Genomic DNA, 24,159 nt, shown 5'->3' with positions numbered 1-24,159 from the left:
ACATGGCTGTCTCTGCGAATCTCGATTTTCTGGAATTCCACGATCTTTCGGCGGGTGCCATAGCGGCGATCCTTGATCGTGCCGGCGCGCTTGGGCAAGCGTGGCGGGAGCGGCGGATGCCGAAAAGTCTCGAGGGCAGGCGGATCGCCCTGATCGTCGACGATGGCGGCTGGCGCAATACGACGGCCTTCGATCTCGGAATCCAGGCGATGGGCGGCATTTGCACGCATGTGCCGGCCAGCCTCGGCGGGCGTGAGGCGATTGCCGATCTGGCGGGTTACCTCGACAACTGGTTCGACATGATCGTCATCCGAACGCCCGACCTCGCCGCGCTCCGGGAACTTGCGGCAAATGCCCGAGCCCCTGTCATCAATGCCCGGACGCGGTCCAATCATCCGTGTGAGACCCTCGGAGACCTCGCCTATGTCGACAGCAAGCGTGGCGGCATCGAAGGGCTGAAGATCGTCGGCGTGGCGCCGGACGCCAATATTCTGCGGTCCTGGGTGGAGGCGTCGATCTCGCTGCCGATCGAGGTGGTGCAGGTCTATCCGGACGTTTGGCATGTCAACGATCCCGCACTCCTCAATCCCAATTTCCGGCTGAGTACGGATATGCGCGAGCTTGAGGATGCGGACGTCATCTTCACGGATAGCTGGCCGGGTGGCGCGCCGGAAGGCGAAGTCGCCGACTACCGCATATCGGCCGAGGTTCTCGATCGCTGCCGTCAGGATGCGATCTTCATCCCCTGTCCGCCTGTGGCGCGAGGGCAGGAAGTGACCGCGGAGGCGATGACGCATCCCGCCTGCCGGAGCACAGCGGCGAAAGCCTTCCTGCTGCACGCGCAGAACGCGCTGATGGAATGGATCGCCGCCCGACCGGAGCTTAACGCTTCAAGGTGAGGCCGACCCCGGCGCGGACGATCTTGTCGTCTGCGCCGCCGCCTTCCGCCTGCTCGTATTCCACGTCGCCGGTCAGGTCGAGATAACGGTTGATCGCCCAGGTGAGGCCGGCGCCGCCGATCCAGACCGTCTCGTCGCTTGGACCGCCGCTCGGGAAATCGCGCAGGGTCGAACTGCCCGTCAGCCGGGCGATGAGGTTGTCGCGCATCTCGTGCGTCAGCGCTGCCGTCGCCTGGTATTCCACCCAGCCGCTCTGGCCGGGCGTGGTCGAATCCTGCACCGTGGTGCGCAGGCCGAGATCGACATTGGTGCCGCGCTGCGGCGACCAGGTGGCGCTGCCGTTGAAGGTGACCGCGCCGACCGATTTCAGGCGGTCGTCCTCGTAGTCGACAATCTCGTAACCGGTGCCGATTTCGCCGCGCAGTTTCTCGCCGAGATCGAATTCGACCCCGGTGCGCGCCGCATAGCTCTGCGAGGAACGGGCATAACCGGAATTGTCGCGCCTGAGGTCGTAGAAGGTGCGGCCGGTTGCCACTTCCACATAGGGGACGAGCGCCGGGGAGAGTTCGTAGCCGAGCCGCAGACGGCCGTCGATGCCGGTGCGGTTGCGATCCTCGGTGCTGACGATCGTGCCGTCGGAGAGTTTCGCATCCGTATAGGCCGCGCGGGACAGATCGAGTGCGGCGGTGCCGCGGATCTTGCCGAAGTCGCGCTGGACGGAGGCGCCGCCGGTAAATTCATGGACACCCGGTTGGGTGGACGCGCCGCCGAGCGCATTCGGGTCGTAGTCGTCCTCGCGGGAGAACCGGTAGCCGCCGGTGATATGGGCGACCGTATCGTTGGAGAGATCGAGCCGCAGGTCCGCATTGATGTTCGCTTCCGGCTGCTCGCCCTGGCTGCTGCTGCCGAGATTTCGCTCCAGCGTGCCTTCGCCGGTAACCGTCAACGAATGGCGCGACCAGTCGGAGGTCAAGCTGCCGCGGATCGCTGTCGACAGGTAATCGCGGCGGATCTTGGTGCCGTTCGAGCGCCGGGTCTCGGTGTCGATGCTCTGGTTGATAGAGGGGCGGAGCAGGAAGCTGCCCATCCGAATGCCGGTCGGGTCGCCCGGCTCGCGGGGTTGTTCCTGGGTTTCGACAGGCTCGGCGCCACGGTCGAGCGGCTCTTCGCGCGGCTGGTTCAGGTCGTCCTCGTAGGGAGGCTCCTGGTTGGCTGCCTGGTTGCGGCCGGGCGTGGTGCCGGTGGCGACATTCGGATCGTCCTGGTTCTGGTCGTCGACAGCATTGGTGGCGTTGGTCGCCGGCTGCGCCGAGGTGCTGCCTCTCAATGCTGTGTTGGAGGCCGTGTTCGAAGTCGGCGACGTGGTGTTCGCGACCGAGGGAAGAGAGCCGTTCTGCGGCGGAAACACATTGCGGGTCTGGGCGGCCGCGGGCGAAACAAGCGCCGAACAGGCCAGCAGAAGGCCGAGTGCCGTCCGGCGCCTCTGGCGCGTTCCGCCTGTCGTTGTGGTGATCTTCATAGGCCTGCCCGGGCAATCGCAAATGCTTACCCAAACGTAAAGCCATGTGGTTAACGTTTGGTTGCGACGCCATGGGCGGCGGCCAACTTAGTGGTCCCGTGCCAAAGCCGATAGACTTGAGGTGTGAAAAGAGTTAAGGCTTGCCCATGATCAAGAGAGCTTTGCAACTGGTCGAGAACGACCTCGTCGATTCCGCCTTGAGGACAATTTCCTTCGGGAAACAAGGACTTAACGCGCTGGAGCTGGCACTTCAGAACGGCCTCGGAGACGCCTTCCGAAAGGCCGCGGAACTGATCGGCGATATCGACGGCAGGGTCGTCGTGACCGGCATCGGCAAGAGCGGACATATCGGCCGCAAGATCGCCGCCAGCCTCGCCTCGACCGGCACACCTTCCTTCTTCGTCCATCCCGTCGAAGCCAACCACGGCGATCTCGGCATGATCGGCTCGGGCGACGTGGTGCTGGCGCTCTCCTGGGGCGGCGAGACCGCCGAGCTCCAGGGCATCGTTTCCTTCACCCGCCGCTTCTCCATTCCGCTGATCGCCATGACGTCGGGCGAGATTTCGACGCTTGCCCGCGAAGCCGATGTCGTTCTGCTGCTGCCCAAGGAACAGGAAGCCTGCCCGCACGGTCTGGCGCCGACCACCTCCACGCTGATGCAGCTTGCCCTGGGCGATGCGCTTGCCGTGGCGCTGCTCGAAGCGCGCGGTTTTTCGGCAACCGATTTCCGCGTCTACCATCCGGGCGGCAAGCTCGGGGCGATGTTGAGCCATGTCGGCGACCTGATGCATACCGGTGATCGCATGCCTCTGGTCAAAAAGGGCGTCCTCATGCTGGAGGCGATCGAGGAACTGTCGCGAAAACGCTTCGGTTGCGTCGGTATAGTCGATGAGGATGGCAGCCTCTGCGGCTTCATCAGCGATGGCGATATTTCCCGGCACCTTCATCTCGATCTGCGCGAAACGCTGGTCGACGACGTGATGACGCTCAACCCGAAGACCGTCAGCAAGGAAACGCTTGCCACGAAGGCCATGGCGCTGCTCAACAAGCACAGCATCGGCGCGCTGCTTGTCGTCGATGAGGAGCGCAAGCCGGTCGGCATCGTTCATTTCCACGATCTGCTGCGCGTTGGCGTCGCCTGATATTCCGTCAGGCTCCAAGCCGCTTTAAGCCGCTTTCCGACCGGAAGAACTAAGCCGCTTCGACCGTCAGGTCGCGGCCGCTTGCCGCCACCACCTTCACCTGCGTGCCGGCCGGCAGGTCCGGTCCCATCACCGACCACCATGTATCGTCGAGCCGGATGCGGCCGCGTCCCTCGGCGATCGGTTCGTGGAGAGTTGCGGTGCGGCCGACGAGGCTTTCGCCGCGCCTGTTGAGATTGGGCTCGTCCGTCGCCTGGTTGCGGCTGGAATAGAAACGGCGGCCGGCCAGTGCGAAGGCGCCGGAAAGTACCGCGAAGAGCAGAAGCTGAACCTGCCAGCCCCAGAAGGCCGCGTCCCAGAGCGCCAAAGACAGGACGCCGATGACGATCGCGGCCGCGCCGATCCAGATCAGGAAGACGCCGGGTGCCGCAAGCTCGGCACACAAGAGCACGACGCCCAATATCCACCAGCTCCAGGGACCGAGATTGACCACAGCATCATGCAGCATGGCTCAGGTCTCTGAGGAATTCGGGTTGAACGGATTGAGCACCGGCGTGGTGCGCGGGCCGGGCTGGGGACGCGGGCCGGCCGGCGGGCGCGGCGGTGCGGCGGGACCCGAACCATCGCCAAAAACCTCCTTGGCGATGGCGCCGATACCGCCGAGCGAACCGATGATCGACGAAGCCTCCAGCGGCATCAGCACGATCTTCGAATTGGGCGCTTTGCCGATCGCCGCCAGCGCCTCGATGTATTTCTGCGCCACGAAATAGTTGATCGCCTGCACGTCGCCGGCGGCGATCGCCTGGGAGACGGACTGGGTCGCCTTGGCTTCGGCTTCCGCCAGACGCTCGCGAGCTTCCGCCTCGCGGTACGCGGCTTCGCGCTTGCCTTCGGCTTCGAGGACGGCCGCCTGCTTGGCGCCTTCGGCGCGCAGGATCTGGGCGCTGCGGGAACCTTCGGCCTCGAGGATCTGGGCGCGCTTCTCGCGCTCGGCCTTCATCTGGCGTCCCATCGATTCGACGAGGTCGGCCGGCGGCTGGATGTCCTTGATCTCGACGCGGGTGACCTTGATGCCCCAGGGGCCTACCGCCTCGTCGACGACGCGCAGCAGGCGCTCGTTGATGACTTCGCGATTGGAGAGCAGCTCGTCGAGATCCATCGAGCCCATGACCGAGCGGATGTTGGTCATGGTGAGGTTCTGGATGGCGTTCTGCAGGTTGGAAATCTGGTAGGCGGCCTGGGCCGGATTGAGCACCTGATAGAAGGCGACAGCATCTGCGGAGACGCTGGCATTGTCCTTGGTGATGACTTCCTGGGTCGGGATGTCGAGTACCTGCTCCATGACGTTCATGCGCACGCCGATGCGCTGGATGAAGGGCGTCAGGATGTTGAGGCCGGGCTCCAGCGTACGGGTGTAGCGGCCGAAACTTTCCACGGTGTAGCGATAGCCCTGCGGAACAGTTTTGATGCTGGCGAACAAGATCGCGACGGCCAAAACGACCAAGGCAATCACGGTAATATCGAAGCCGCCCAAGCCGCCCAAGTTCATGACATTCCTCCATTGCAGGCGGTAAGTCCGCCAGATCACACGTGATGAGTTAGCACGTTCTTTACAGGGAAGAAATGACAGCTCGACCGCTGTCGATGTCGCCCGGGTTATTCACAAGGACGCGTTGCCGGTCTAGGAAGCGGGTTCGAACTCCCGGTCGCAGCCTACCCGGTCAAAACAAGGATGAAAGCCCATGAAAACCATCGTCGTCTGCTCCGGCGGACTGGATTCCGTTTCGCTCGCCCACAGGATTGCCGCCGAACGGCAGCTGCTGGGGCTGATCTCCTTCGACTATGGCCAGCGGCACCGCAAGGAACTCGATTTCGCGGCCGCCTGCGCCGCGCGGCTCGGGGTCTTCCACGAGATCATCGACATGCGCGGGATCGGCAGCCGGTTGACCGGCTCGGCACTGACCGACGACGTAGAGGTGCCGGACGGGCATTATGCCGAGGAGACGATGCGGGTGACCGTGGTGCCGAACCGCAATGCGATCATGCTGTCGATCGCCTTCGGGGTGGCGGCGGCGCGAAACGCCGATGCGGTGGCGATCGCCGTGCATGGCGGCGACCATTTCATCTATCCCGACTGCCGGCCCGGTTTCATCGACGCCTTCCAGGCGATGCAGGATCATGCGCTGGACGGCTACGCGTCGGTCCGGCTGCTTGCGCCTTATGTCCATGGAGCGAAGGCGGATATCGTCGCCGACGGCGCCCGTCACGCTACGCCGTTTGCCGAGACATGGTCCTGCTACAAGGGCGGTGCCCGCCATTGCGGCCGCTGCGGCACCTGTGTCGAGCGTCGAGAGGCTTTCCATCTCGCCGGCATCGCCGATCCGACGGATTATGAAGATCCTGACTTCTGGAGGGCGGCGACGGTAGGATTCAGGGCCGAGGAGACGCGTTGATAAAGTGGCTGTCTCATCTAGAACAGTCATTGGATCATCACGGCCAACCGGCCTAGGCTTCGCATTCTCCCCGTACGAGGTGCCTCGATGAAGCTTCAATTGATCCGCAATGCGACGCTCAAGCTTTCCTATGCGGGCCGCAGCATCCTGATCGATCCTTATTTCGCACCTCGTCACAGCCTGCCGTCCTATACCGGGAAATCCGCCAACCCGTTGACGGACCTGCCGCTTTCGGTGGAGGAGGTCTTGGAGGGTGTCGAACTGGTGATCGTCTCCCATCTCCATACGGACCATTTCGATTCGGTGGCCAAACAACGTGTCCCGAAACATCTGCCGCTGATCTGTCAGCCCGGCGACGAGGCGGCAATCGCGGCAGAAGGTTTTATCGATGTGGCGCCGCTCGAGGGGGAGCTCGTCTGGCAAGGCATTACGATCACGCGCTGCGAGGGCAGCCACGGGCTTGGTCCGGTCCGGGACAAGATGGGGTCGGTGATGGGACTGACGCTTGCCGCGCCCGGTGAGCCTCTCATTTATTGGGCGGGCGATACGGTTCTTTATCCGCCGGTATTGGAGACGGTGAAGCGCGTCGTGCCCGATGTCATCGTCAGCCATTCCTGCGGCGCCCTCTGGGATGGCGACCTCATCGTCATGAATGCGGCGGAAACGATCGAACTCTGCCGGTCCGCGCCTGAGGCCACGGTTGTCGCCACGCATATGGAGGCGCTCGATCATGCCACCGTTTCGCGTGCACATCTGCGCGAGGCCGCTCACTCGGCCGGAATCGGCCCATCGCGCCTGCTGATTCCGGCAGACGGCGATGTGATCGACCTGCCGGCCCGCTGAAAACGCTGAATCCGGAGAGGCAATAAAATCAGGGGCGGCTGGAATGAGCCGGCTTACACCCAGCCCTGAAGTTCGCGGCGGACGACTTTTTCGAGCACCGTCATGCCGCCGGGGCTGTCGTTCAGACAGGGGATATGGGCGAACTTTTCGCCGCCGTGATGCAGGAAGATCTCGCCCGCCTCGCCGGCGATCTCTTCCAGCGTTTCCAGACAGTCGGAAACGAAACCAGGATTCATCACCGCGATCCGCTTGACGCCGTCATGGGCGAGTTTTTCGACCGTCTTGTCGGTATAGGGCTGCAGCCACTCCTCCGGCCCGAAACGGGACTGGAAGGTGATCATGAAGTTCTTGTCCGTGAAGCCGAGCGCCTCCTTCAGCAGTCGCGCCGTCTTCTGGCAATGGCAGTAATAGGGATCGCCCGCCTTGAAATAGGATTGCGGGATGCCGTGGAAGGAGGCGATCAGCATTTCCGGCTCCCAGTCGAGCGCCGCATATTTCGCCCTGACGGAATCCGCCAGCGCCTCGATATAGGCCGGCTCGTCGTGATAGGGCGGCACGGTGCGTAACGCCGGCTGCCAACGCAGCTTCATCAGGTGCTCGAAGGCCTTGTCGTTCACGGTAGCGGTGGTGGAGGCCGCATATTGCGGATAGAGCGGGAAGAGGAGGATCTTCTCGCAGCCCTTTTCCTTCAGCGCGTCGATGCGCTCGGCGATCGACGGCTTGCCGTAGCGCATCGCCCAGTCGACCGCGACATTTGGCAGGTCCTTCAGCCGCTCGGCCATCAGCTCGCCCTGGCTGCGGGTATAGGTGCGCAGGTAGCTTTCGTTGCGATCCTTGTTCCAGATCGCCTCATAGGCCTTGCCGACTTTCTGCGGCCGCTTGTTCAGCACGATGCCGTAGAGGATCGGATACCAGTAGAGCCGCGACCATTCGATCACCCGCTTGTCGGACAGAAACTCCGCCAGGTAGCGCCGCATCGGCCAGTAGTCCGTACCGTCCGGCGTGCCGAGATTGACGAGCAGGACACCGACCTTGCCGAAGCTCACCTTCGGATGATCGGAGGGCATGGGAGCGGAATGGGAGGTCATGCGGACACTTTCGGGTTGAACGATAGCCAGGCGCTTCATCTGCGGAATACTTAGGAAGAAAAACCGGCCCGGGAAACCCCGGGCCGGTTGAAGAAACGAGACAAATTGTCCTTGTCGGCGATGCCGCGGCTTATTTTGCCGGCAGTTCCAGCTCGGCGCCGACCTGGATGACATTCGGATGGCGCAGCGCGTTGAGCTTGGCGATCTCGGTCCACTTCTCGCCGTCGCCATAGGTGGCTTCAGCGATCTTCCACAGCGAGTCACCCTTGACGACCGTGTACTTGGTCGGGCCGGCCGGCTTTGCAGCGGCGGGTGCCGCTGCCGTAGCAGGCTTTGCCGGAGCTGCGGCCATCGTGTTGGGGGCCGGCGCGGCAGGTGCAGGCGTTGCTGCCGGAGCAGGGGCCGCCGGTGCGGCCGGTGCCGCTGCCATCGTGTTCGGTGCCGGCGCTGCGGGTGCTGCTGCCGTGGGGGCAGGTGCGGCAGGTGCAGCGGGAGCCGGAGCCGGGGCAGCAGGAGCGGCAGCCGTCGGAGCCGGAGCAGCTGCCGGCGGAGCGGCGGGCGCGGGCTTGGGCGGCGGCGTGTAGCTTGCCGGGGTCAGGTCGGTGATACGGCCGTCCGTATACGGCTTGTAAGGGTTGCGGGCAGCGACGAATTCCGCCGTCACGTCGGCGAGGTCCGGACCGTAGTCATAGGCGTTCTTGCCGCCGGTCTTGAAGATGGCGTAACCGTCGCCACCTGCACGCATGAAATTGTTGGTGACCACGCCGTAGCTCTTGGCCGGGTCGATGGCGACGAACTTATCGCCGTCCTTGACCTGCACGTCGCTGACCTTGGAGCCGACCGGCTTCGACTTGTCGAAGGAATATTTGAGACCCGCGACCTGCGGGAAACGGCCTGCTCCGTCATCGATCTGGCTGACGCCGTTTTCCAGCGCCTTGACGACATCGGCGCCGGTGAGCTGGAAGGTGGCGAGCGTGTTCTGGAAGGGCAGGACGCTGACGACTTCGCCCTGGGTGACTTCGCCGGCGTCGATCGAGGCGCGCAGGCCGCCGCCGTTCTGGATGGCGATGGTGATGCCCTGGCCCTTGGTGCGGTCGAGCATGGCATCGGCGACCAGGTTGCCCATCGAGCATTCCTTGGCGCGGCAGACGCGGCGGTCACCGTCGATCACGGCTTCGGAGGCGCCGACGACCTTCTTCTTCATGTCCTCGATCGGCTTCTTCAGTTCCGCGACGCGGGCCAGGAAGGCCGGGTCCGGGGTGATCGACTTGTCCATGAGGATCGGCTCGCCCTCGGCCGACTTCACGACACCGCTGTCATCGAAGACGATTTTGATGTCGCCGAGATACTTCGAATATTGATAGGCTTGGACGACCGGGACCTTGTAGCCGCCCGGGTTGTCCGACCAGGTCGGGTAGGGCCCTTCGGCGCCCTTGGCGGTGTTCGACAGCAGCGTGTGGGTATGGCCGCCGACGACGACGTCGACATCCGGGATCTTGGCGATCATGGTAAGGTCGCGCGGATAACCGACATGGGTCAGCGCGATGATCTTGTCGACGCCCTGAGCCTTCAGGGACTGGACGGCTTCGGTGATCTTGGCGACGTCGTCTGCGATCGTGATGTTCGGGCCAGGATTGGCGATTTCAGGGGTGTCGTTGGTGACGGCGCCGACGATGCCGATCTTCTGGCCACCGACGGTCAGTACCAGCGACGGCTTGATGCGGTTGCCGATCTTGGCGGCGGCGCTGGGCACGACGTTGGCGGTGACGACCGGGAACTGGATCTTGTCGAGGAAGGTGGCGAGCACGTCGTCGCTATCGTCGAATTCATGGTTGCCGACGGTCATGGCGTCGAACTTCATGGCGTTCAGCGCTTCGGCTTCGGCCGCACCCTTGTAGGTCGTGTAGAAGAGAGAGCCCTGGAAGTTGTCGCCGCCGTTCAGGAGAATGACGTTCCTGTTCTCAGCCTTCAGCGCGTCGCGGGTCTGGTTGATCGCGGTCAGCAGGCGGGCTGCGCCGCCGAAGCATACGCCCTTGCCTTCATCCTCTGCCGAGCACGTGGAATCGGTCGCATTGATGGATTCGAGACGCGAATGGAAGTCGTTGATGTGCAGGATATTGAGCTCGAAATCGGCAAATGCCGCGCCGCTTGATAGAGCCATGACCGACGCGGTCAGCAGCCCGAGCCCCAATGTCTTCTTCATCTGATCTCTCCTCTTTTTAATTGGGACGGCTGTGCCGCCCTTTTATCTGTTCTAGTTTTGCAATGTGACAACCGTTCCGGCGGGCATGTTTTCATCAACCGATGGTGGGTTCAAGGGAAATGTGACGATAGTGTATTCGGAAGTGAATGCGCGCAAAACGCGAAAACCCCGCCGAGGCGGGGTCGCGATGATCGTGACGAGGATGTGTCGTCTCAACTGCGGCGGGCGAGCGAGAACTGGGCGCCGCTATCCTGCGTGCAGTTGAGCTGGTTGATGCTGACCAGCGAGCAGTTGACGCGCGACTGGGTCTTGCGCACCAGCGAGGTCATGTTGATCTCGACCAGCGTCGGCGAGAGGCTGGTATAGGTGCCCGAGGCGAGCAGCGTATTGCTGTCGCTGGAGCGGGTGTTGAACGTGCCGGCCTGGAACGAGGAAACGATGCCGTTCGGATCGACCCAGCTTCCTTCGACGCCCTGCGGCTGCACGGCCGCCATCTGTTGCGGCGGAGGGGAAGAAACGCAGGCCGTCAAGCTGGCTGCGGCGATGAGCGCGAAGCTCACTTTGAATTTCATGATCTGTCTCCCGCGATTCGGTCCGGCGTCGGTTGAGAAACCTTGCCGCCATCGCCCTATGTAACGCAAGATGTGGCCTTGAAAAGGCAAGAGCTTTCAACATGCAAAAAACCGCCTGCGGAAGGGCAGGCGGTTTCCACTGTGCTTTATTGGATCAGCGAACCCGTTCGCGAAATCAGCGAACCCTTTCGCGAGACTAGCGAACCAGGATGTTCTTGAACTGCCACGGATCCTTCTCGTCGATCTCTTCCGGGAAGAGACCCGGGCGGCCATCGAGCGGGGTCCAGTCGGTGTAGTGACCTTCGACCGGGCCGAGATAGGGCAGCTGTACTTCGAGGCAGCGCTTGTAGTCGATCTCGTCGGCTTCGACGATGCCGGCGGTCGGGTTTTCGAGCGCCCAGACCATGCCGGAGAGAACCGCCGACGTCACCTGCAGGCCGGTGGCGTTCTGGTAAGGCGCGATGCGGCGGGTTTCTTCGAGCGACAGGCGCGAACCGAACCAGTAGGCATTCTTCTCGTGGCCGTAGAGCAGGACGCCGAGTTCGTCGATGCCGTCCTCCAGCTCGTCCTCGTTGAGAACGTGGTGGACCGGCTGCGGTGTGCCGCCGTTGCCGAACATCTCGTGAAGCGACAGAACCGCGTCATTGGCGGGATGGTAGGCGTAGTGGCAGGTCGGGCGGAAAGTCACTTCGCCGTCCTTGTCGCGCACCGTGAAATAGTCGGCGATCGAGATCGATTCGTTGTGGGTGACGAGGAAGCCGTACTGCGGACCCGGGGTCGGGCACCAGCTGCGGACGCGGGTATTGGCGCCCGGCTGTTCGAGATAGATGGCGGCCTTGCTGCCCTTCTTGTGCTTCTTGGCGTTCTTCGGCATCCATTCCTCGTGGGTGCCCCAGCCGAGTTCGGCCGGCTGCATGCCTTCGGAGATGAAGCCTTCGACCGACCAGGTGTTCCAAAAGACGTTGAGCGGCTTCGGGTGCTTGGTGCGCTGCGTGTCGCGCTCGGCGATATGGACGCCCTTGACGCCGAGCTTCTTCATCAGCTTGGCCCAGCCTTCGCGGTCGTGCTGATCCGGTTCGTCGAACTTCAGGCCGGTGTCGTTGGCGAGGTTGACCAGCGCCTGCTTGACGAACCAGGAAACCATGCCGGGGTTGGCGCCGCAGGTGGAAACGGCGGTCGCGCCGCCCGGGTTCTTGGCCTTTTCCTTGCGCACGGTTTCGCGCAGCGCATAGTTCGTGCGCTCGGAGTTCTTCATGTTCTTGTCGAAATAGAAGCCGAGCCAGGGTTCGACGACCGTGTCGATGTAGAGGACGTCGAGCTTGCGGCAGAGCTTCATCAGGTCGAGCGAGCCGGTGTCGACCGACAGGTTGACGCAGAAGCCCTGGCCCTTGCCTTCGGTCAGAAGCGGCTTCAGGAGTTCCTTGTAGTTCTCCTTGGTCACGTATTCCTTGATGTGACGAACGCCGTGCTTCTTCAAGATCTCCATGTCGGAGGGTTCTTCGCGCGGGTCGATGACGACCATCCGGCTCTTGTCGAACTTGAAATGGCGTTCAATCAGCGGCAGCGTGCCGCGGCCGATCGAGCCGAAACCGATCATCACGATCGGACCGGTGATTTCGCCATAAACCGGATAGGTAGTCTCTGACATGTCTTTCTCCTTGATCGCGGCCCGGTGGGCCGCTGCCCCGCTTATTCGGCAGTGGAATGGAAATTAAAGGCTGCACTCGGGCAATTCGCGGCGCTCTAGATCATAAAACTTCGTCACAATAAAGAGCCTGTCGATTTTCGGGGGATGAATCGCGGTCGTTATTCGAGGAGGCGTGCGTCGCTGCGGATTTCCTGAGAGCTGCGACAAGCTCGGCGCGAGCCCCTTTTATTCGGTCTGGGCCAAGGTTAGGGCTTCGAGGCCGTACCCTGGTGGAAAACCATGCGCCATTTGCCGTCGGGGTCGAGGCGCCAGATGGAGCTGCGGTTGGCGAAGAGCCTGTTGCCGTCGTCGTTGACCCGGGTGCCGCGGTAGGTGGCGAGCGCGATCGTGTCGCTCAGCATCGTAGCGCTGAAATCGGAGATCGACGTGTTGTCCGGGCCGATCTCTGCGACAAGGCGGGTGACGATGTCCTCGAACGTGTAGGCGAGGCCGGAGCGGCCGAATTCGCGGAATTCCGGGTCCAGCAGTTCGCGCAGCTTTTGTTCGGAGCCGCGGACCTCGCGGCTCTGCAGCGCGATCTCGAGCGCAAGCAGATGATCCGCAAGGGTTTCGGATGCGGCCATTTACCGGCCCGCTCGGGCCATTTTGGCGGGGCGGGCGGCCTGCCGAGGGGCTTCCGCCGGCATTTCAGATCGGGCCGCCTGGGCGACGAGTTCGGCGGGGATCAGGCCGCGCAGCGAATTGCCGACGAAGAAGCGGCGGTTTTCGAGGTCGGCGAGCCGGAGAACATGGCTTTTCGCTTTTCCCTCGCGGATCAGGTCGGCGCGCAGGATGCCGGGTAGCAGGCCGCTCGAGAGCGCCGGCGTGAGGAGCGAGCCGTCCGGTTGTTCGACGAAGACGTTGGTGATCGTGCCTTCGCAGACCTCGCCGCGCTCGTTGAGAAGAATCACCTCATCGGCCTCTTCGGGCGTAAATTCGTCGCGCGCGGCCTCGTAGAGTTCGCGGCGGGAGGTCTTGTGGCGATAGGTCGGATCGTCCGAGGGCAGCGTCGTCCTGGCGACCTGGATCCGCCAGAGCGTATCGGCGGGCAGGGGCGTGAACGGCGTCGTGGTGATCTCGATCTTGCCGCGATAGGTCATGACGAGACGGACACGGAGCGGCGTCTCTGCGCCGGCCGTGGCCGCTTGAAGCTGTTTCAGCGTATCCGCCGGCGGCTGGCGGAAACCCAACGCGTCCGCCGACCGGCTGAGCCGGCGCAGATGCTGGTCTACCCGAAGCAAGCCGTCGCCCGGTTCCCAGCGCATTGTTTCGATCAGCGAGAAATCCATTGGTCGCCCACCGCAAAGCGTGCCTTCAACAGGCACTCATCATACTCGGCTTCGGCCTTCGAGTCGAAGACGATGCCGCCGCCGACATTGAAGACGGCTTTTTCGTCATTGAAAAGCGTGATCGTGCGGATGGCCACCGAAAAACGCATCGGGCCGGCCGGATCGCACCAGCCGATCGCGCCGCAATAGACATCGCGCGGTGCCTTTTCGAGATCGGCGAGGATGCGCATGGCCCACATTTTCGGCGCTCCGGTGATCGAGCCGCAGGGGAAGAGAGCCGCAAGAATGTCCGGAAAGCCGATCTCGGGCAGCAGCTTCGCCCGCACGTGGCTGACCATCTGGTGGACGGTCGGATAGGTCTCGATCGCGAAAAGTTTCGGCACCGAGAGGGTGCCGACCTCGCTGATCATCGAAATGTCGTTGCGCAGCAGATCGACGATCATGCGGTTTTCCGCGAGCGTCTTTTCGTCGGCGAGCATGTCCGCGATGATCGCTTCGTCTTCCTCGTCCGTCACGCCGCGCGGGGCGGTGCCCTTCATCGGATGGGTCTCGATAAAGCGATCCGCATCGACCGAGAAGAACAGTTCCGGCGAGCGCGACAGGATGACCGGATCTCCTGAAACTCCCCCAAGATCGACGAACGCGCCGTAGCGCACCGGCTGGCGGGCGACGAGGGACCAGAAGGCGGCAAGCGGATCGCCGTGCCAGCGGGCGGTAACCGGCATTGTCAGGTTCGCCTGATAACAATCGCCGTTGCGCAGGTGCCGGTGGAGCCGGTTGAACCGTTCCCGGTAGGTGTCCAGATCCCACATCGCGCGGGGTTCGCTGAGAAACGAACCCTCTGAGGAGCCATCATCGACGACGGTGCCGGGCGGACCCGCAAGCGGATGCTCGTTGCCCGAGGGGTGATCGAATATGCCCATGGCAATCAGCGGCGTCGGCCGGTCGTCGACGATCAACGGCCGTAGCTTGTCCTCGAAGACGTATCCGGCCTCATAGGAAATATAGCCTGCCAGCCATTGGCCGGCGAGGCGCGCCTCTTCCAGGCGCCGAAGTGCGGGCAGCACCTCGGCGGCGGTCCGGGCCATGACGATGTCCTTCGGCCGGTCGAAGACGAGGCTCCGGCCGGCGGGATCGTCACGAAAGAGCGCGAACGGGGAGTGATTTGTCATTCCATTGCGATATCCAATTGCCCCTTATGCAGGGTGCGTGCCCTCATCCGGCTGCCGCCAACTTCTCCCCGCATGCGGGGAGAAGGTTAGGGTGAGGGACTTTGGGCCTTACGCCCGATCCAGAGCCTCCAGCTCCTCGATCAGGCCTTCGATCATCGACAGGCCCCTGGACCAGAAGGACGGGTCGGTGGCGTCGAGGCCGAAGGGTTTCAGCAGTTCCGAGTGATGCTTGGTGCCGCCGGCCTTCAAGAGCTCGAAATACTTCTGCTGGAAGCCCGGAGCGGCTTGTCTGTAGACCGCGTAGAGCGAGTTCACCAGGCAGTCGCCGAAGGCATAGGCATAGACGTAGAAGGGTGAGTGGATGAAGTGGGGGATATAGGTCCACCAGCTTTCATAACCCTCCGAGATCTTGATCGCCGGTCCCAGGCTCTCGCCCTGGACGGAGAGCCACAGTTCGCCGATCTGCTCGGCGGTCAGTTCGCCTTCCTTGCGGGCGGTGTGGACCTTGCGCTCGAACTGGTAGAAGGCGATCTGACGCACGACCGTGTTGATCATGTCCTCGACCTTCTGGGCGAGCATGGCCTTGCGCTCGCGTTTGTCGGTGGTCTTTTCCAGCAGCGCGCGGAAGGTCAGCATCTCGCCGAAGACGGAAGCGGTTTCGGCCAGCGTCAGCGGCGTCTGGCACATCAAAGCGCCCTGGTCGCCGGCGAGAACCTGGTGCACGCCGTGGCCGAGTTCGTGGGCTAATGTCATCACGTCACGCGGCTTGCCCATGTAGTTGACGAGCACGTAAGGGTGGGCGGAGGGCACGGTCGGGTGCGCGAAGGCGCCCGGCGCCTTGCCGGGGCGGACCGGCGCGTCGATCCACTCCTCCTCGAAGAAGCGGCCGGCGATATCCGCCATTTCCGGCGCGAAGCCGCGATAGGCGTTGAGTACGGTATCCTTAGCCTCGGTCCAGGAGATCAGCGCGTTCGGGGTTTCCGGCAGCGGCGCGTTGCGGTCCCAGAAATTCAGCTGCTCCATGCCGAGCCATTTTGCCTTCATCGCGTAATAGCGATGCGAGAGGCGCGGATAGGCTTCTCTGACGGCTTCGGCCAGCGCATCGACGACTTCCCGCTCGACGCGGTTGGCCAGATGGCGACTGTCGGCGATGTCCTCGAAGCCGCGCCAGCGGTCGGAGATTTCCTTGTCCTTGGCGAGCGTATTGGTGATCAGCGTGAAGACGCGCAGGTTGTCGCCGAAGGTTTTCGACAAGGCTGCCGCTGCCTTGGCGCGGATTTCCGGCTGCGGCTCCTGCAGCATGTTGAGGGTGATTTCCAGAGGCAGCTTCTCGCCGTCGACCTCGAAGCGGAGTTCGGCCATGGTCTCGTCGAAGAGACGGTTAAAGGCGGCGGCGGAGGTCATCGACTTTTCGAGGAAGAGCTGTTCCAGCTTGTCGTCGAGCTGGAAAGGCTTGTCCTTCCTGAGGTCGACGAGCCAGGGACGGTAGTGGCCGGCGGCAGGATCACGGTCCATGCAGGCGTCCATCACCGCGTCGTCGATGCGGTTGAGTTCCAGTGCGAAGAACAGCAGGTGCGCGGAGAGGTCGGTGAGCTTTGCCTGCACATCGCCGTAGAACTTGCCGTTGGCCGGGCTCGACGTATCGGAGAAATAGGTGAGGCCGGCGAACGAGCCGATCTTGCCGAGCAGGTCGTCGAGCGCCTCGTATTCCTTGAGCGCCTCGCCGATGCCGCCAGCGCCGGTCTTCGTCGCGGCTTCGGCAAGCCTGCCCTTCCATTTTTCCTCGAAGGCGATCGAGAGCTTGTTTGCCTTTTCCATGTCGGCGGTGAAGGCCGGGGCGTCCTTGGCTTCATAGAGGTCCGAGAGCTTCCAGACCGGCAGGAGGCCGAGCGCCGGGTCGGAGGCGGCAGCGCCCGCGGTGGGCGCGGCCGGAATTTCGGGGAGGGCGGGTGCGGACATTCTCATCGCTTTTTCCTTCTCAACCTGTTGCGCCTGTTTTCCTTGCCGGCCGTTAAAATGCAAGCTTTTCTCAAAAGGGGATGTTCAAGGCTTTCTGACACAACCAGCGGCATAACAGCCTAAAAGGGCCATGATGACCATTGCTGGGAGCCGAGCATGATTGCGCAAATCCTCGTTGTCGATGACGATCCGATTCAGCGTCGCCTGTTGAAGAATGCGGTGGAACGTTACGGCCATGCCGCCCATCTTGCCGAAAACGGACTTGCGGCGCTGGAGTTCCTGAAACGCACCGCGACCGACATCAATGTCATCGTGCTTGACCTGATGATGCCGGAAATGGATGGCCTCACCTTCCTCGCCGCCATCCGCGAGCTCGGCATCGAAACGCCGGTCATCGTCCAGACGGGCCAGGGCAGCATCGAATACGTGGTGCAGGCGATGCGCGCCGGCGCCTTCGACTTCGTCGTCAAGCCGGTATCGCCGGAACGGATCGGCGCCTCGATCACCAATGCCCTGAAGGTCGACCAGAAGGAATCAAAGGCCCGCGTCGGGCGGCGCCATCGCACCGGGGCGGTCGGCTTCGGCGACATCATCTCGGCGAGCCCGGACATGCTGAGGGTCATCGATCTCGCCCAGCGCGCCGCCCATTCCAACATCCCGGTGGTGCTGGAAGGCGAATCCGGCGTCGGCAAGGAAATGATCGCACGCGCCATCCAGTCGAACAGCGACCGCGCCGGCAAGCCGTTCATCACCGTCAACTGCGGCGCCATTCCCCACAATCTCGTGGAAAGCATCCTCTTCGGCCACGAGAAGGGCGCTTTTACCGGCGCCTCGGAAAAACATACCGGCAAGTTCGTGGAAGCCGACGGCGGCACGCTTTTCCTCGACGAGATCGGCGAACTGCCGCTCGACGTGCAGGTGAAGCTCTTGCGCGCCGTCCAGCAGGGCGAGGTCGAGACCGTTGGCGCCTCCAAGGTCCAGAAGGTCAATGTCCGGCTGATTTCGGCGACCAACAAGGACCTGATCGAGGAAGTCCGGGCCGGTCGCTTCCGCGAGGACCTCTATTATCGCCTCAACGTCTTCCCGATCACCATTCCGGCGCTGCGCCGCCGCAAGGAAGACATCCCGCATCTCGCCCGCGTTTTTGCCGAGCGCTTCTCGACTGAACAGAAGCTCAACAGGACGCTGTCGGTCGGCGCCGGCGCGCTGGCGCTTTTGACGGCCTACGACTGGCCGGGCAACATCCGCCAGCTCGAGAACGCCGTGTTCCGCGCCGTCGTGCTTGCCGAGGGCACCGAACTCACCGAGGACGATTTTCCGCAGATCGCCGCGCAAATCCCGGAATTCAGGCAGGCGGAACTGGCGGCGACCGCCGTCATGCCCGCACCGGGCGTCCTGTCCGACCACGCCATGCGCGAGGCGCTTGCCGATTCGCCGGTATTTGCCAACAGCGACAAGGCTCGCGCCGGCAGGCCGGACGCGAAGGCGATGCTCGCCGCGGCTTATCCCCAGGAAAACGTCATCGTCAGCACCGACGAGACCGGCGAAGTGAGAAAGCTTGCCGATGTCGAGGAGGAGCTGATCCGCTTTGCCCTGAAGTTCTATCGCGGCCAGATGAGCCAGGTTGCCCGTAAACTCGGCATCGGACGCTCGACACTCTACCGCAAACTCAAGGATTACGGCATCGATCCCGATGATCCGCTGAAGGAAGCCGCGTAATTCCTAATGTATTAGCTAATGTTAACCTTCGCGCAAGGATGTCCTGTCAACGTCTGTCAATCTTCGATTAGTCAATTGTTGACTATACGTGAGAAGCTTGTACATGTGTGGCACATTTGCCATCGTGTCACCGCAATTGACAGTCATTTGAGGCAACGTGGGACGTTGTCGACAGGACGGGGATCGTTTTGCCGGATCAGTATGCAAAAGAAGCGCCTTCGGGTGAGAAAAGGCGCGGCGGCAAAGCTGGGCTTTTTGTCGGTCTGACCCGGCGCGTCATGGCCTTTACCCTGCTGGCGTTGATGGCACTGCCCGTGCTTTCGGTCTCCGCAAGCGGTGCCGCGGCCCAGGACAAAAGCCTCAAGCTCTATTTCGTCCATACCGGCGAAAAAGCCGTCATCACGTTCAAGCGGAACGGCAAGTTCGATCCCAAGGGCCTCGCCCAGATCAACCAGTTCCTGCGTGACTGGCGCCGCAACGAACCGGCCCGGATGGACCCGCGGCTCTTCGACCTCGTCTGGGAAGTCTATCGCCGTTCCGGCGCCTCCGATTACATCCACGTGGTCTCCGCCTATCGTTCGCCGACCACCAACAACATGCTGCGCACCCGTTCGCGCACCACCGGTGTGGCCAAGAACAGCCAGCACATGCTTGGCAAGGCAATGGATTTCTACATTCCGGGCGTGAAGCTCTCGACCCTGCGCGGGCTCGCCATGCAGATGCAGGTCGGCGGCGTCGGCTATTACCCGACCTCGGGTTCGCCTTTCGTGCATCTCGACGTCGGCGGCGTGCGCGCCTGGCCGCGCATGACGCGCCAGGAACTGGTGCAGATCTTCCCGAACGGCAATACGATCCATCTTCCCGCCGACGGCAAGCCGCTTCCCGGCTACGAAACCGCGATGGCGGATTACAAGCGGCGTGTCGGCTCCGATTCGATCCAGATCGCCAGCACCGCCGGTGGCGGCATCCGCGGCGACTCGGAACGCAAGCGGCAGCCTAACCTTCTGGCATTCCTGTTCGGCGGCGGCGGTGCCGACGAGGAGGAGGATAACGAGGAAAGCGCTGCTCCGGCCGTGGCGCGGCGTGCGGCTCCGGCTGCAAAGCCTGCTGCGGACGACGAGGGCGAAGCTCCCGTCGCGGTTGCGTCGGCTTCGCCTCTGACAGGCCAGATGCAGAACCAGGCCCAGCCTCCGGCGCAGGCGCAGATGGTTTCAGCGCCCGTACCCCTTTCGCGCCCGGCCTTCCGTTCGGACAGCGGCGGGCTTGCCACTGCGCTCTATTCTCCGGCACGCAACCCGGCCCAGGAGGCGCTCGCCCTGCAGGCGTCAGCTCCGGTCCAGCCCGGCGGCGAGAGTTTCGCCGATCTTTCGACCTACAATATTCCGGTTCCGACGCTGCTTGGACCGCGCGGCTTCAAGGGTGATGCAGAAAGCGGCGTGATGACCGCGTCCGTCGGCCCGATGCAGCCGCCGGAGGATCTCGCGTCCGTTCCGCTTCCCAGTCAGCGGCCGAACATCGCCGCTGCGGCTCCCGCCGCAAAGGCAGAGGAACAGCAGGAGCTGACGCCGGCCCTCGTTGCGGCGCTTGCCCAGAGTGTCGAGCCGCCGCGCCAGTCGGCGGTGCCTACGCCTGTTGCTCCGGCCCAGCCTGCTCCGGCAATGGCGGCGGCTGCGATGCCGGTCCAGAAGCCGATCGAAACTGCATCGGCTTCCCCGAAGGTGATCCATTCCAACAAGGGCGTGCAGTTCGGCGACGGTTTCGACACGCCGCGCAGCCCGGTCACGGCTTCGACAAGCGCGCTTCCGATCCCTGCCAAGGGCGGCCGTCCGAACCAGAATGCCCCGCAGTCGGCAAATGGCGGCACGCTGACGGGCGATGCGCTGGCGAAATGGGCTCTCAACAACAATCGTGCCAGTGCGGCCGCCTCGATGAAGGCCCCGCGCGTCGTCAGCCGGACCCTCAACAACGAATATTCGGCAGGCTATTCCGGCGGCGGCTTCAGGCCGGTTGCCGCCACGGTGGCGATCGACCCGAACCGGTTCAGCGGCCCGAACAACTGATCGCCCGCCTGATCGAAGACCATAAAAAACCCGCCGAAATGGCGGGTTTTTTCATGATTTCTGTTGGTCTGCACGCCTGAGAAAATTCAGGCGGCGTCCTGGTCGGCAGGGGCCTCGATCATGCCGAGCGCCTGGAGGTATGTATCGAGGATCAGATCCTCTTCCATGCGCTCCTGGTCGTCCTTCTTGCGCAGGGCGATGACCTTTTTCATGATCTTCGTGTCGTAGCCTTAAACCCCTGCATGTTATATCTGTTCTTCGCAAAACAACTTATCCGCCGACTAGGCGGATTCCGCTTCTCCTTGATTCGAATGCATGCCGGCACTAGCGTGTCCTCTCGCTGGCGCAGGGCCGGCATGCTTTCATTCGAATCGAGAAAAACTGTCGGGCGCAGCCCGTCCGGTACGACCTTTAGGTCGCATGGACCCGTCCGCAGGACGGGCTTTGACACTCCGATGGCAGCCGGCCGATGTTTCTCCTTTACCTGGCCGCGTTGATCATGGGCTTATCATCAGGTGTTCGTTTCATTAGGAAGCGCCGCTTCCGCTGGAGCTTCGGCGGTCGATTTCTCGGCGTCGTCAAACCGGTTCAGTTCGCGTGCGTTCGCAGCGGTATTGTGGTTGAACACACCCCATCCACGATCGCCGATAGGAGCTATGAATTCGATCCCACTTTGCTCATAAAAGTGCTGAACCAGTAGTGCGTACTGGGGAAGAGCGCGCACGCCCCGTTCGACGCGATAGACCGTTGCTCGCGAAATTCCCGAATGCTTCTCGACCTGCTCCCGGCTTAAGCCAAGGAATGCTCTTGCGACCTGCAGGATTTCTGGCGGAACCATCAGCATAAGGATTCAATGGCATGTATCCACAGGCGCCGCAAATCGATGGAAAAAAATGTTGACGCCGAGCAGAAGACGCCATCCATTGGATGAAATTTTCATCCAATGGAGTTTTAATCGTGCTGAATCCTTCCTGTTTCATCTCCCAGACGTTCTTTGCATCCCGAATCAGTCTGCCGATTGTGAACGGGCTCCAGGCGGCAGGGGCGGTTTGAATGCATCACCGCCTCGACAATAAGGTCTTCTTGGAGACCAGTAGAAACGTTCCGAAGTTCCTCATGCTTTGCTCTCTTCGGCACGCGCTTCGCGGGACGGATCAGTTCAAGAACAACGCTGCGGGGATCATTGTATGCCTTGTCGATAAAGAATGGATTTGGCACGCAAAATCGGCGGCGACGGTCATGATGACCGGCGGCCGGGACCGTTCGTACTATGACGACTTCCGTCGGCCGGTATACATCATCGGAGAGTCGCTGCGTCGCACAGCCGGCAAAGGCGTCGAGGACTTCACAGTTTTCCGTCCCGAACATCAGGTTATCTACCTCGCAACGGCGCTGGAGGGCGTGAGGCATTCCCTTCAGTTAGCTGCAGATGTGATCGTGGAAGTAAATGCGCCGACAGCCAAGCACGTCATCGCCGCGCGAAGGGTACTGGGCTTAGGGCAAATCGACATGCCGCTTGCAGAAGCAATCGCACGGCAGCCGGCGGAGATCCTGATCGGTCTCACAGCCAGGAAATCGTTGGAGGGTCTCGACCTGGCCGGCCTCGAAAAGCCCGTTTCGACAGCGGACCGTTCTCCTAAGCTTTCCGATCTCCCAGGGTATGGACCCGCTCGCAACTGGGTTGGTGCTATAAAGCAGGACGTGGCAGACTGGCGGGAAGGTAGGCTTCCCTGGTCAGACGTCGATAGAGGGATCCTGCTAGTTGGCCCGCCCGGAACTGGCAAGACCCTGTTCGCGACCGCACTAGCTAACGAACTAGGATTCGACCTTGTTTCGACGTCGGTCGGCGCCTGGCAGGGCTCCAATAAAGGCTACCTAGGCGACATGCTGGCCGCAATGTCCGCGTCTTTTGCCGACGCCACATCCCGTCGAGGCGCGGTATTGCTCGTAGACGAACTGGACGCGATCGGCGATCGCTCGACTATGCGCGGAGACCACGCGTTCTACGAGGGCAACGTGATCGGCAGGTTTCTTGATCTGACGACGCATGCGCTCGAGAAGCCTGGAACAATCATTGTCGGGGCGACGAACTATGGACACCTGATCGACAACGCAATTCAGAGGTCAGGCCGGCTGGAGAAGCACGTCTATCTCGATCTTCCGGAAGAGGAGGAGCGCGCCGAGATTTTGGCCTATCATGTCAATCATTCCCTATCGGCAACGGATCTCCGTCAGGTCACCGACAACCTAAGACTCGCGACGCCTGCCGACCTGGAAAGGCTTGCGCGGGCCGCAAAGCGGGTAGCAAGGATTCGGCAGGGCGTCGTCAGCATTCAGGACGTCAAGGCGAGCCTTCCAGCGAAGATCCCGCTGCCGGAAACGGTCGTTCACCGGATCTGCGTGCACGAGGTCGGTCACGCGCTGATGACGATGGCGTCGGGGATGGCGGACGTGATCAACATAAGGGTGGAGTCCCATATGATCGAAGGTGAGCCCGTTCAGGACGGCGGACGTGTCCATTACCAGATGCGGAACACGGCGCTGCCAGTCGACAAGGACCTGCTGGCAAGGATTCGCATTATGCTCGGAGGCACCGCTGCCGAGGAGGTGGTGTTCGGCGGTAGGTCGATCGGAGCCGGCGGTTTCGAGGGCAGCGATCTCGACCAGGCGACCCGGCTGGCCTATCGCTTGGTGGGGAGCTATGGCCTTGGAAAGTGGCTCCGCTACCAGGTGAGTGCCGATCGCGTCGATGGATCTTTTCTCCCTACGCCCGAGATGCGCGCCGAAGTCGATAATATCCTTGCTCGGGAATATCGAGCGACCAAGGATCTCTTAACGAAGGAAAAGACTCGGCTGATGCGGCTAGCAGCCGAACTCGTCGTCGACCGACAGATGACGATCGATAAAATTTGAAGGTGGGAACCCATCGCGGTAAGATTCGCGTGCCTCGACACGCCAGTTGAAAGGCGACTGCAGGATGGAATTCACCGTTTATGGCCATGAGGTGATATCTGGGTCCAATATTGGCATGCATTTTTTTGCGACACTGGCGTTGTCGGAAGCAGCAGCGTCAGATTATCGCGAAGCATTCCGGCTAATGGACCCCGCGGGCGAACCGCTGGGCCGCTTGGGCATATATGAATTCGTGCTCAGGATGCCTGAAATCACGACTATGATCGACCTCTTAAACTCGCCCGAATCCCTCCTCCGGACCTGCTTGATCAGCAGGAAGCGAGTGGGGTTCGCGGACGGCTAGAAGGGGACCAGCCATGACGACCAGCTTTTCGACTTCCTCAATGGCCCTGAAGAGATCGGCTCCACTGACTTCGACCAGGCGGTCGAACCATGAGGATGGATCATCCGTGTTGAGCATAGTGAACCCGATTCACACCGTCAGTAGATTGACGGTTTTCGATGGTCTGATGCGTGGTGGTGGCGGCGTCTGAGGTCCCTGGCGTTCCGATGTGATGCACTTGCCATTCTCTCGGCGCAAAAAGGAAACTTCTTCCCCCTTCACGATGCAGAAGGGAGGCTACCTTTATGCTCCCGCATCG

18 protein-coding genes and 3 pseudogenes are annotated in these 24,159 nt (G+C 62.3%); 8 read left to right on the top strand and 13 right to left on the bottom strand.

What is annotated here, in order from left to right; genetic code table 11:
* Positions 1-2: 2 nt before the first annotated feature.
* Positions 3-899: an ornithine carbamoyltransferase gene (locus GQ59_RS02915; RefSeq protein WP_037077189.1), complete on the top strand. Its 897-nt coding sequence runs from the start codon at positions 3-5 to the stop codon at positions 897-899.
* On the opposite strand, the gene GQ59_RS02910 is transcribed toward GQ59_RS02915, so the two are convergent.
* A complete protein-coding gene (locus GQ59_RS02910) occupies positions 883-2,418 on the bottom strand; it encodes an outer membrane beta-barrel protein (protein ID WP_037077186.1) in 1,536 nt (511 codons plus the stop codon). The genes GQ59_RS02915 and GQ59_RS02910 overlap by 17 nt on opposite strands.
* A gap of 146 nt (positions 2,419-2,564) precedes the next feature.
* On the opposite strand from GQ59_RS02910, the gene GQ59_RS02905 reads away from it, so the two are divergent.
* Positions 2,565-3,560, top strand: coding sequence for a KpsF/GutQ family sugar-phosphate isomerase (locus tag GQ59_RS02905; RefSeq protein ID WP_037077183.1), 996 nt, complete (start codon positions 2,565-2,567; stop codon positions 3,558-3,560).
* Between the two features lie 49 nt (positions 3,561-3,609).
* Here GQ59_RS02905 and GQ59_RS02900 read toward each other — a convergent pair whose 3' ends face one another.
* Positions 3,610-4,068, bottom strand: coding sequence for an NfeD family protein (locus GQ59_RS02900; protein ID WP_037077181.1), 459 nt, complete (start codon positions 4,066-4,068; stop codon positions 3,610-3,612).
* A gap of 3 nt (positions 4,069-4,071) precedes the next feature.
* On the bottom strand, positions 4,072-5,109 hold the full coding sequence (locus GQ59_RS02895; protein WP_037077179.1) for an SPFH domain-containing protein: 1,038 nt from the start codon (positions 5,107-5,109) through the stop codon (positions 4,072-4,074).
* Between the two features lie 193 nt (positions 5,110-5,302).
* On the opposite strand from GQ59_RS02895, the gene queC reads away from it, so the two are divergent.
* Positions 5,303-6,013 carry a 7-cyano-7-deazaguanine synthase QueC gene (gene queC, locus GQ59_RS02890; protein ID WP_037077177.1) on the top strand — a complete coding sequence of 237 codons (711 nt, stop codon included), beginning with the start codon at positions 5,303-5,305 and terminating at the stop codon, positions 6,011-6,013.
* 87 nt (positions 6,014-6,100) lie between these two features.
* Positions 6,101-6,856, top strand: a complete 756-nt coding sequence (locus GQ59_RS02885) for an MBL fold metallo-hydrolase (RefSeq protein WP_037077175.1) — start codon at positions 6,101-6,103, stop codon at positions 6,854-6,856.
* Positions 6,857-6,909: 53 nt separating this feature from the next.
* On the opposite strand, the gene hemH is transcribed toward GQ59_RS02885, so the two are convergent.
* The 8 genes from hemH to GQ59_RS02845 form a co-directional block, all read right to left on the bottom strand.
* A complete protein-coding gene (gene hemH, locus GQ59_RS02880) occupies positions 6,910-7,944 on the bottom strand; it encodes a ferrochelatase (RefSeq protein ID WP_037077173.1) in 1,035 nt (344 codons plus the stop codon).
* Positions 7,945-8,074: 130 nt separating this feature from the next.
* On the bottom strand, positions 8,075-10,147 hold the full coding sequence (locus GQ59_RS02875) for a 5'-nucleotidase C-terminal domain-containing protein (RefSeq protein WP_037077170.1): 2,073 nt from the start codon (positions 10,145-10,147) through the stop codon (positions 8,075-8,077).
* A 212-nt stretch (positions 10,148-10,359) separates the two neighbouring features.
* Positions 10,360-10,719, bottom strand: a complete 360-nt coding sequence (gene omp10, locus GQ59_RS02870) for an outer membrane lipoprotein Omp10 (RefSeq protein WP_037077168.1) — start codon at positions 10,717-10,719, stop codon at positions 10,360-10,362.
* Positions 10,720-10,915: 196 nt separating this feature from the next.
* Positions 10,916-12,367 carry a homospermidine synthase gene (locus GQ59_RS02865; protein WP_037077167.1) on the bottom strand — a complete coding sequence of 484 codons (1,452 nt, stop codon included), beginning with the start codon at positions 12,365-12,367 and terminating at the stop codon, positions 10,916-10,918.
* Between the two features lie 245 nt (positions 12,368-12,612).
* Entirely contained in the window at positions 12,613-12,990 is a 378-nt protein-coding gene (locus GQ59_RS02860; protein ID WP_037077166.1) for a nuclear transport factor 2 family protein, read from the bottom strand.
* The gene (locus GQ59_RS02855) at positions 12,991-13,695 is read right to left on the bottom strand and encodes an aminotransferase class IV family protein (protein WP_037077165.1); all 705 of its coding nucleotides are present in this window, start codon (positions 13,693-13,695) and stop codon (positions 12,991-12,993) included.
* A complete protein-coding gene (locus tag GQ59_RS02850; protein ID WP_037077164.1) occupies positions 13,680-14,867 on the bottom strand; it encodes an aminodeoxychorismate synthase component I in 1,188 nt (395 codons plus the stop codon). The genes GQ59_RS02855 and GQ59_RS02850 overlap by 16 nt, the downstream gene beginning before the upstream one ends.
* Positions 14,868-14,975: 108 nt before the next feature.
* Positions 14,976-16,832 (bottom strand): M3 family oligoendopeptidase, encoded by a 1,857-nt coding sequence (locus GQ59_RS02845; RefSeq protein ID WP_152564196.1) that lies wholly within the window; start codon positions 16,830-16,832, stop codon positions 14,976-14,978.
* Between the two features lie 150 nt (positions 16,833-16,982).
* Between GQ59_RS02845 and GQ59_RS02840 the strand changes: the two are divergent.
* The 3 genes and pseudogenes from GQ59_RS02840 to GQ59_RS02835 all read left to right on the top strand — a co-directional run.
* Positions 16,983-18,171: pseudogene (locus GQ59_RS02840) on the top strand (sigma-54-dependent transcriptional regulator); the annotation flags it as partial.
* A gap of 197 nt (positions 18,172-18,368) precedes the next feature.
* Positions 18,369-18,545 (top strand): annotated as a pseudogene (locus tag GQ59_RS33535) (helix-turn-helix domain-containing protein); the annotation flags it as partial.
* Positions 18,546-18,823: 278 nt separating this feature from the next.
* Complete coding sequence (locus tag GQ59_RS02835; protein WP_152564195.1) at positions 18,824-20,605, top strand: peptidoglycan L,D-endopeptidase MepK; 1,782 nt, start codon at positions 18,824-18,826, stop codon at positions 20,603-20,605.
* Between the two features lie 86 nt (positions 20,606-20,691).
* Here GQ59_RS02835 and GQ59_RS30885 read toward each other — a convergent pair.
* Together GQ59_RS30885 and GQ59_RS02830 are read right to left on the bottom strand one after the other, a co-directional pair.
* Positions 20,692-20,835: pseudogene (locus tag GQ59_RS30885) on the bottom strand (DUF2312 domain-containing protein); the annotation flags it as partial.
* A gap of 281 nt (positions 20,836-21,116) precedes the next feature.
* The gene (locus GQ59_RS02830; RefSeq protein ID WP_037077157.1) at positions 21,117-21,449 is read right to left on the bottom strand and encodes a helix-turn-helix domain-containing protein; all 333 of its coding nucleotides are present in this window, start codon (positions 21,447-21,449) and stop codon (positions 21,117-21,119) included.
* A gap of 209 nt (positions 21,450-21,658) precedes the next feature.
* Here GQ59_RS02830 and GQ59_RS02825 point away from each other — a divergent pair, with 209 nt between their 5' ends.
* Positions 21,659-23,518, top strand: coding sequence for an AAA family ATPase (locus GQ59_RS02825; RefSeq protein ID WP_037077155.1), 1,860 nt, complete (start codon positions 21,659-21,661; stop codon positions 23,516-23,518).
* Positions 23,519-24,159 lie beyond the last annotated feature (641 nt).

The organism is Neorhizobium vignae (assembly GCF_000732195.1).
GTDB classification, from domain to species: Bacteria; Pseudomonadota; Alphaproteobacteria; order Rhizobiales; family Rhizobiaceae; genus Neorhizobium; species Neorhizobium vignae.
The sequence above is the reverse complement of the archived record's forward strand: the minus strand, read 5'-3'. Positions and strand labels throughout refer to the sequence as shown.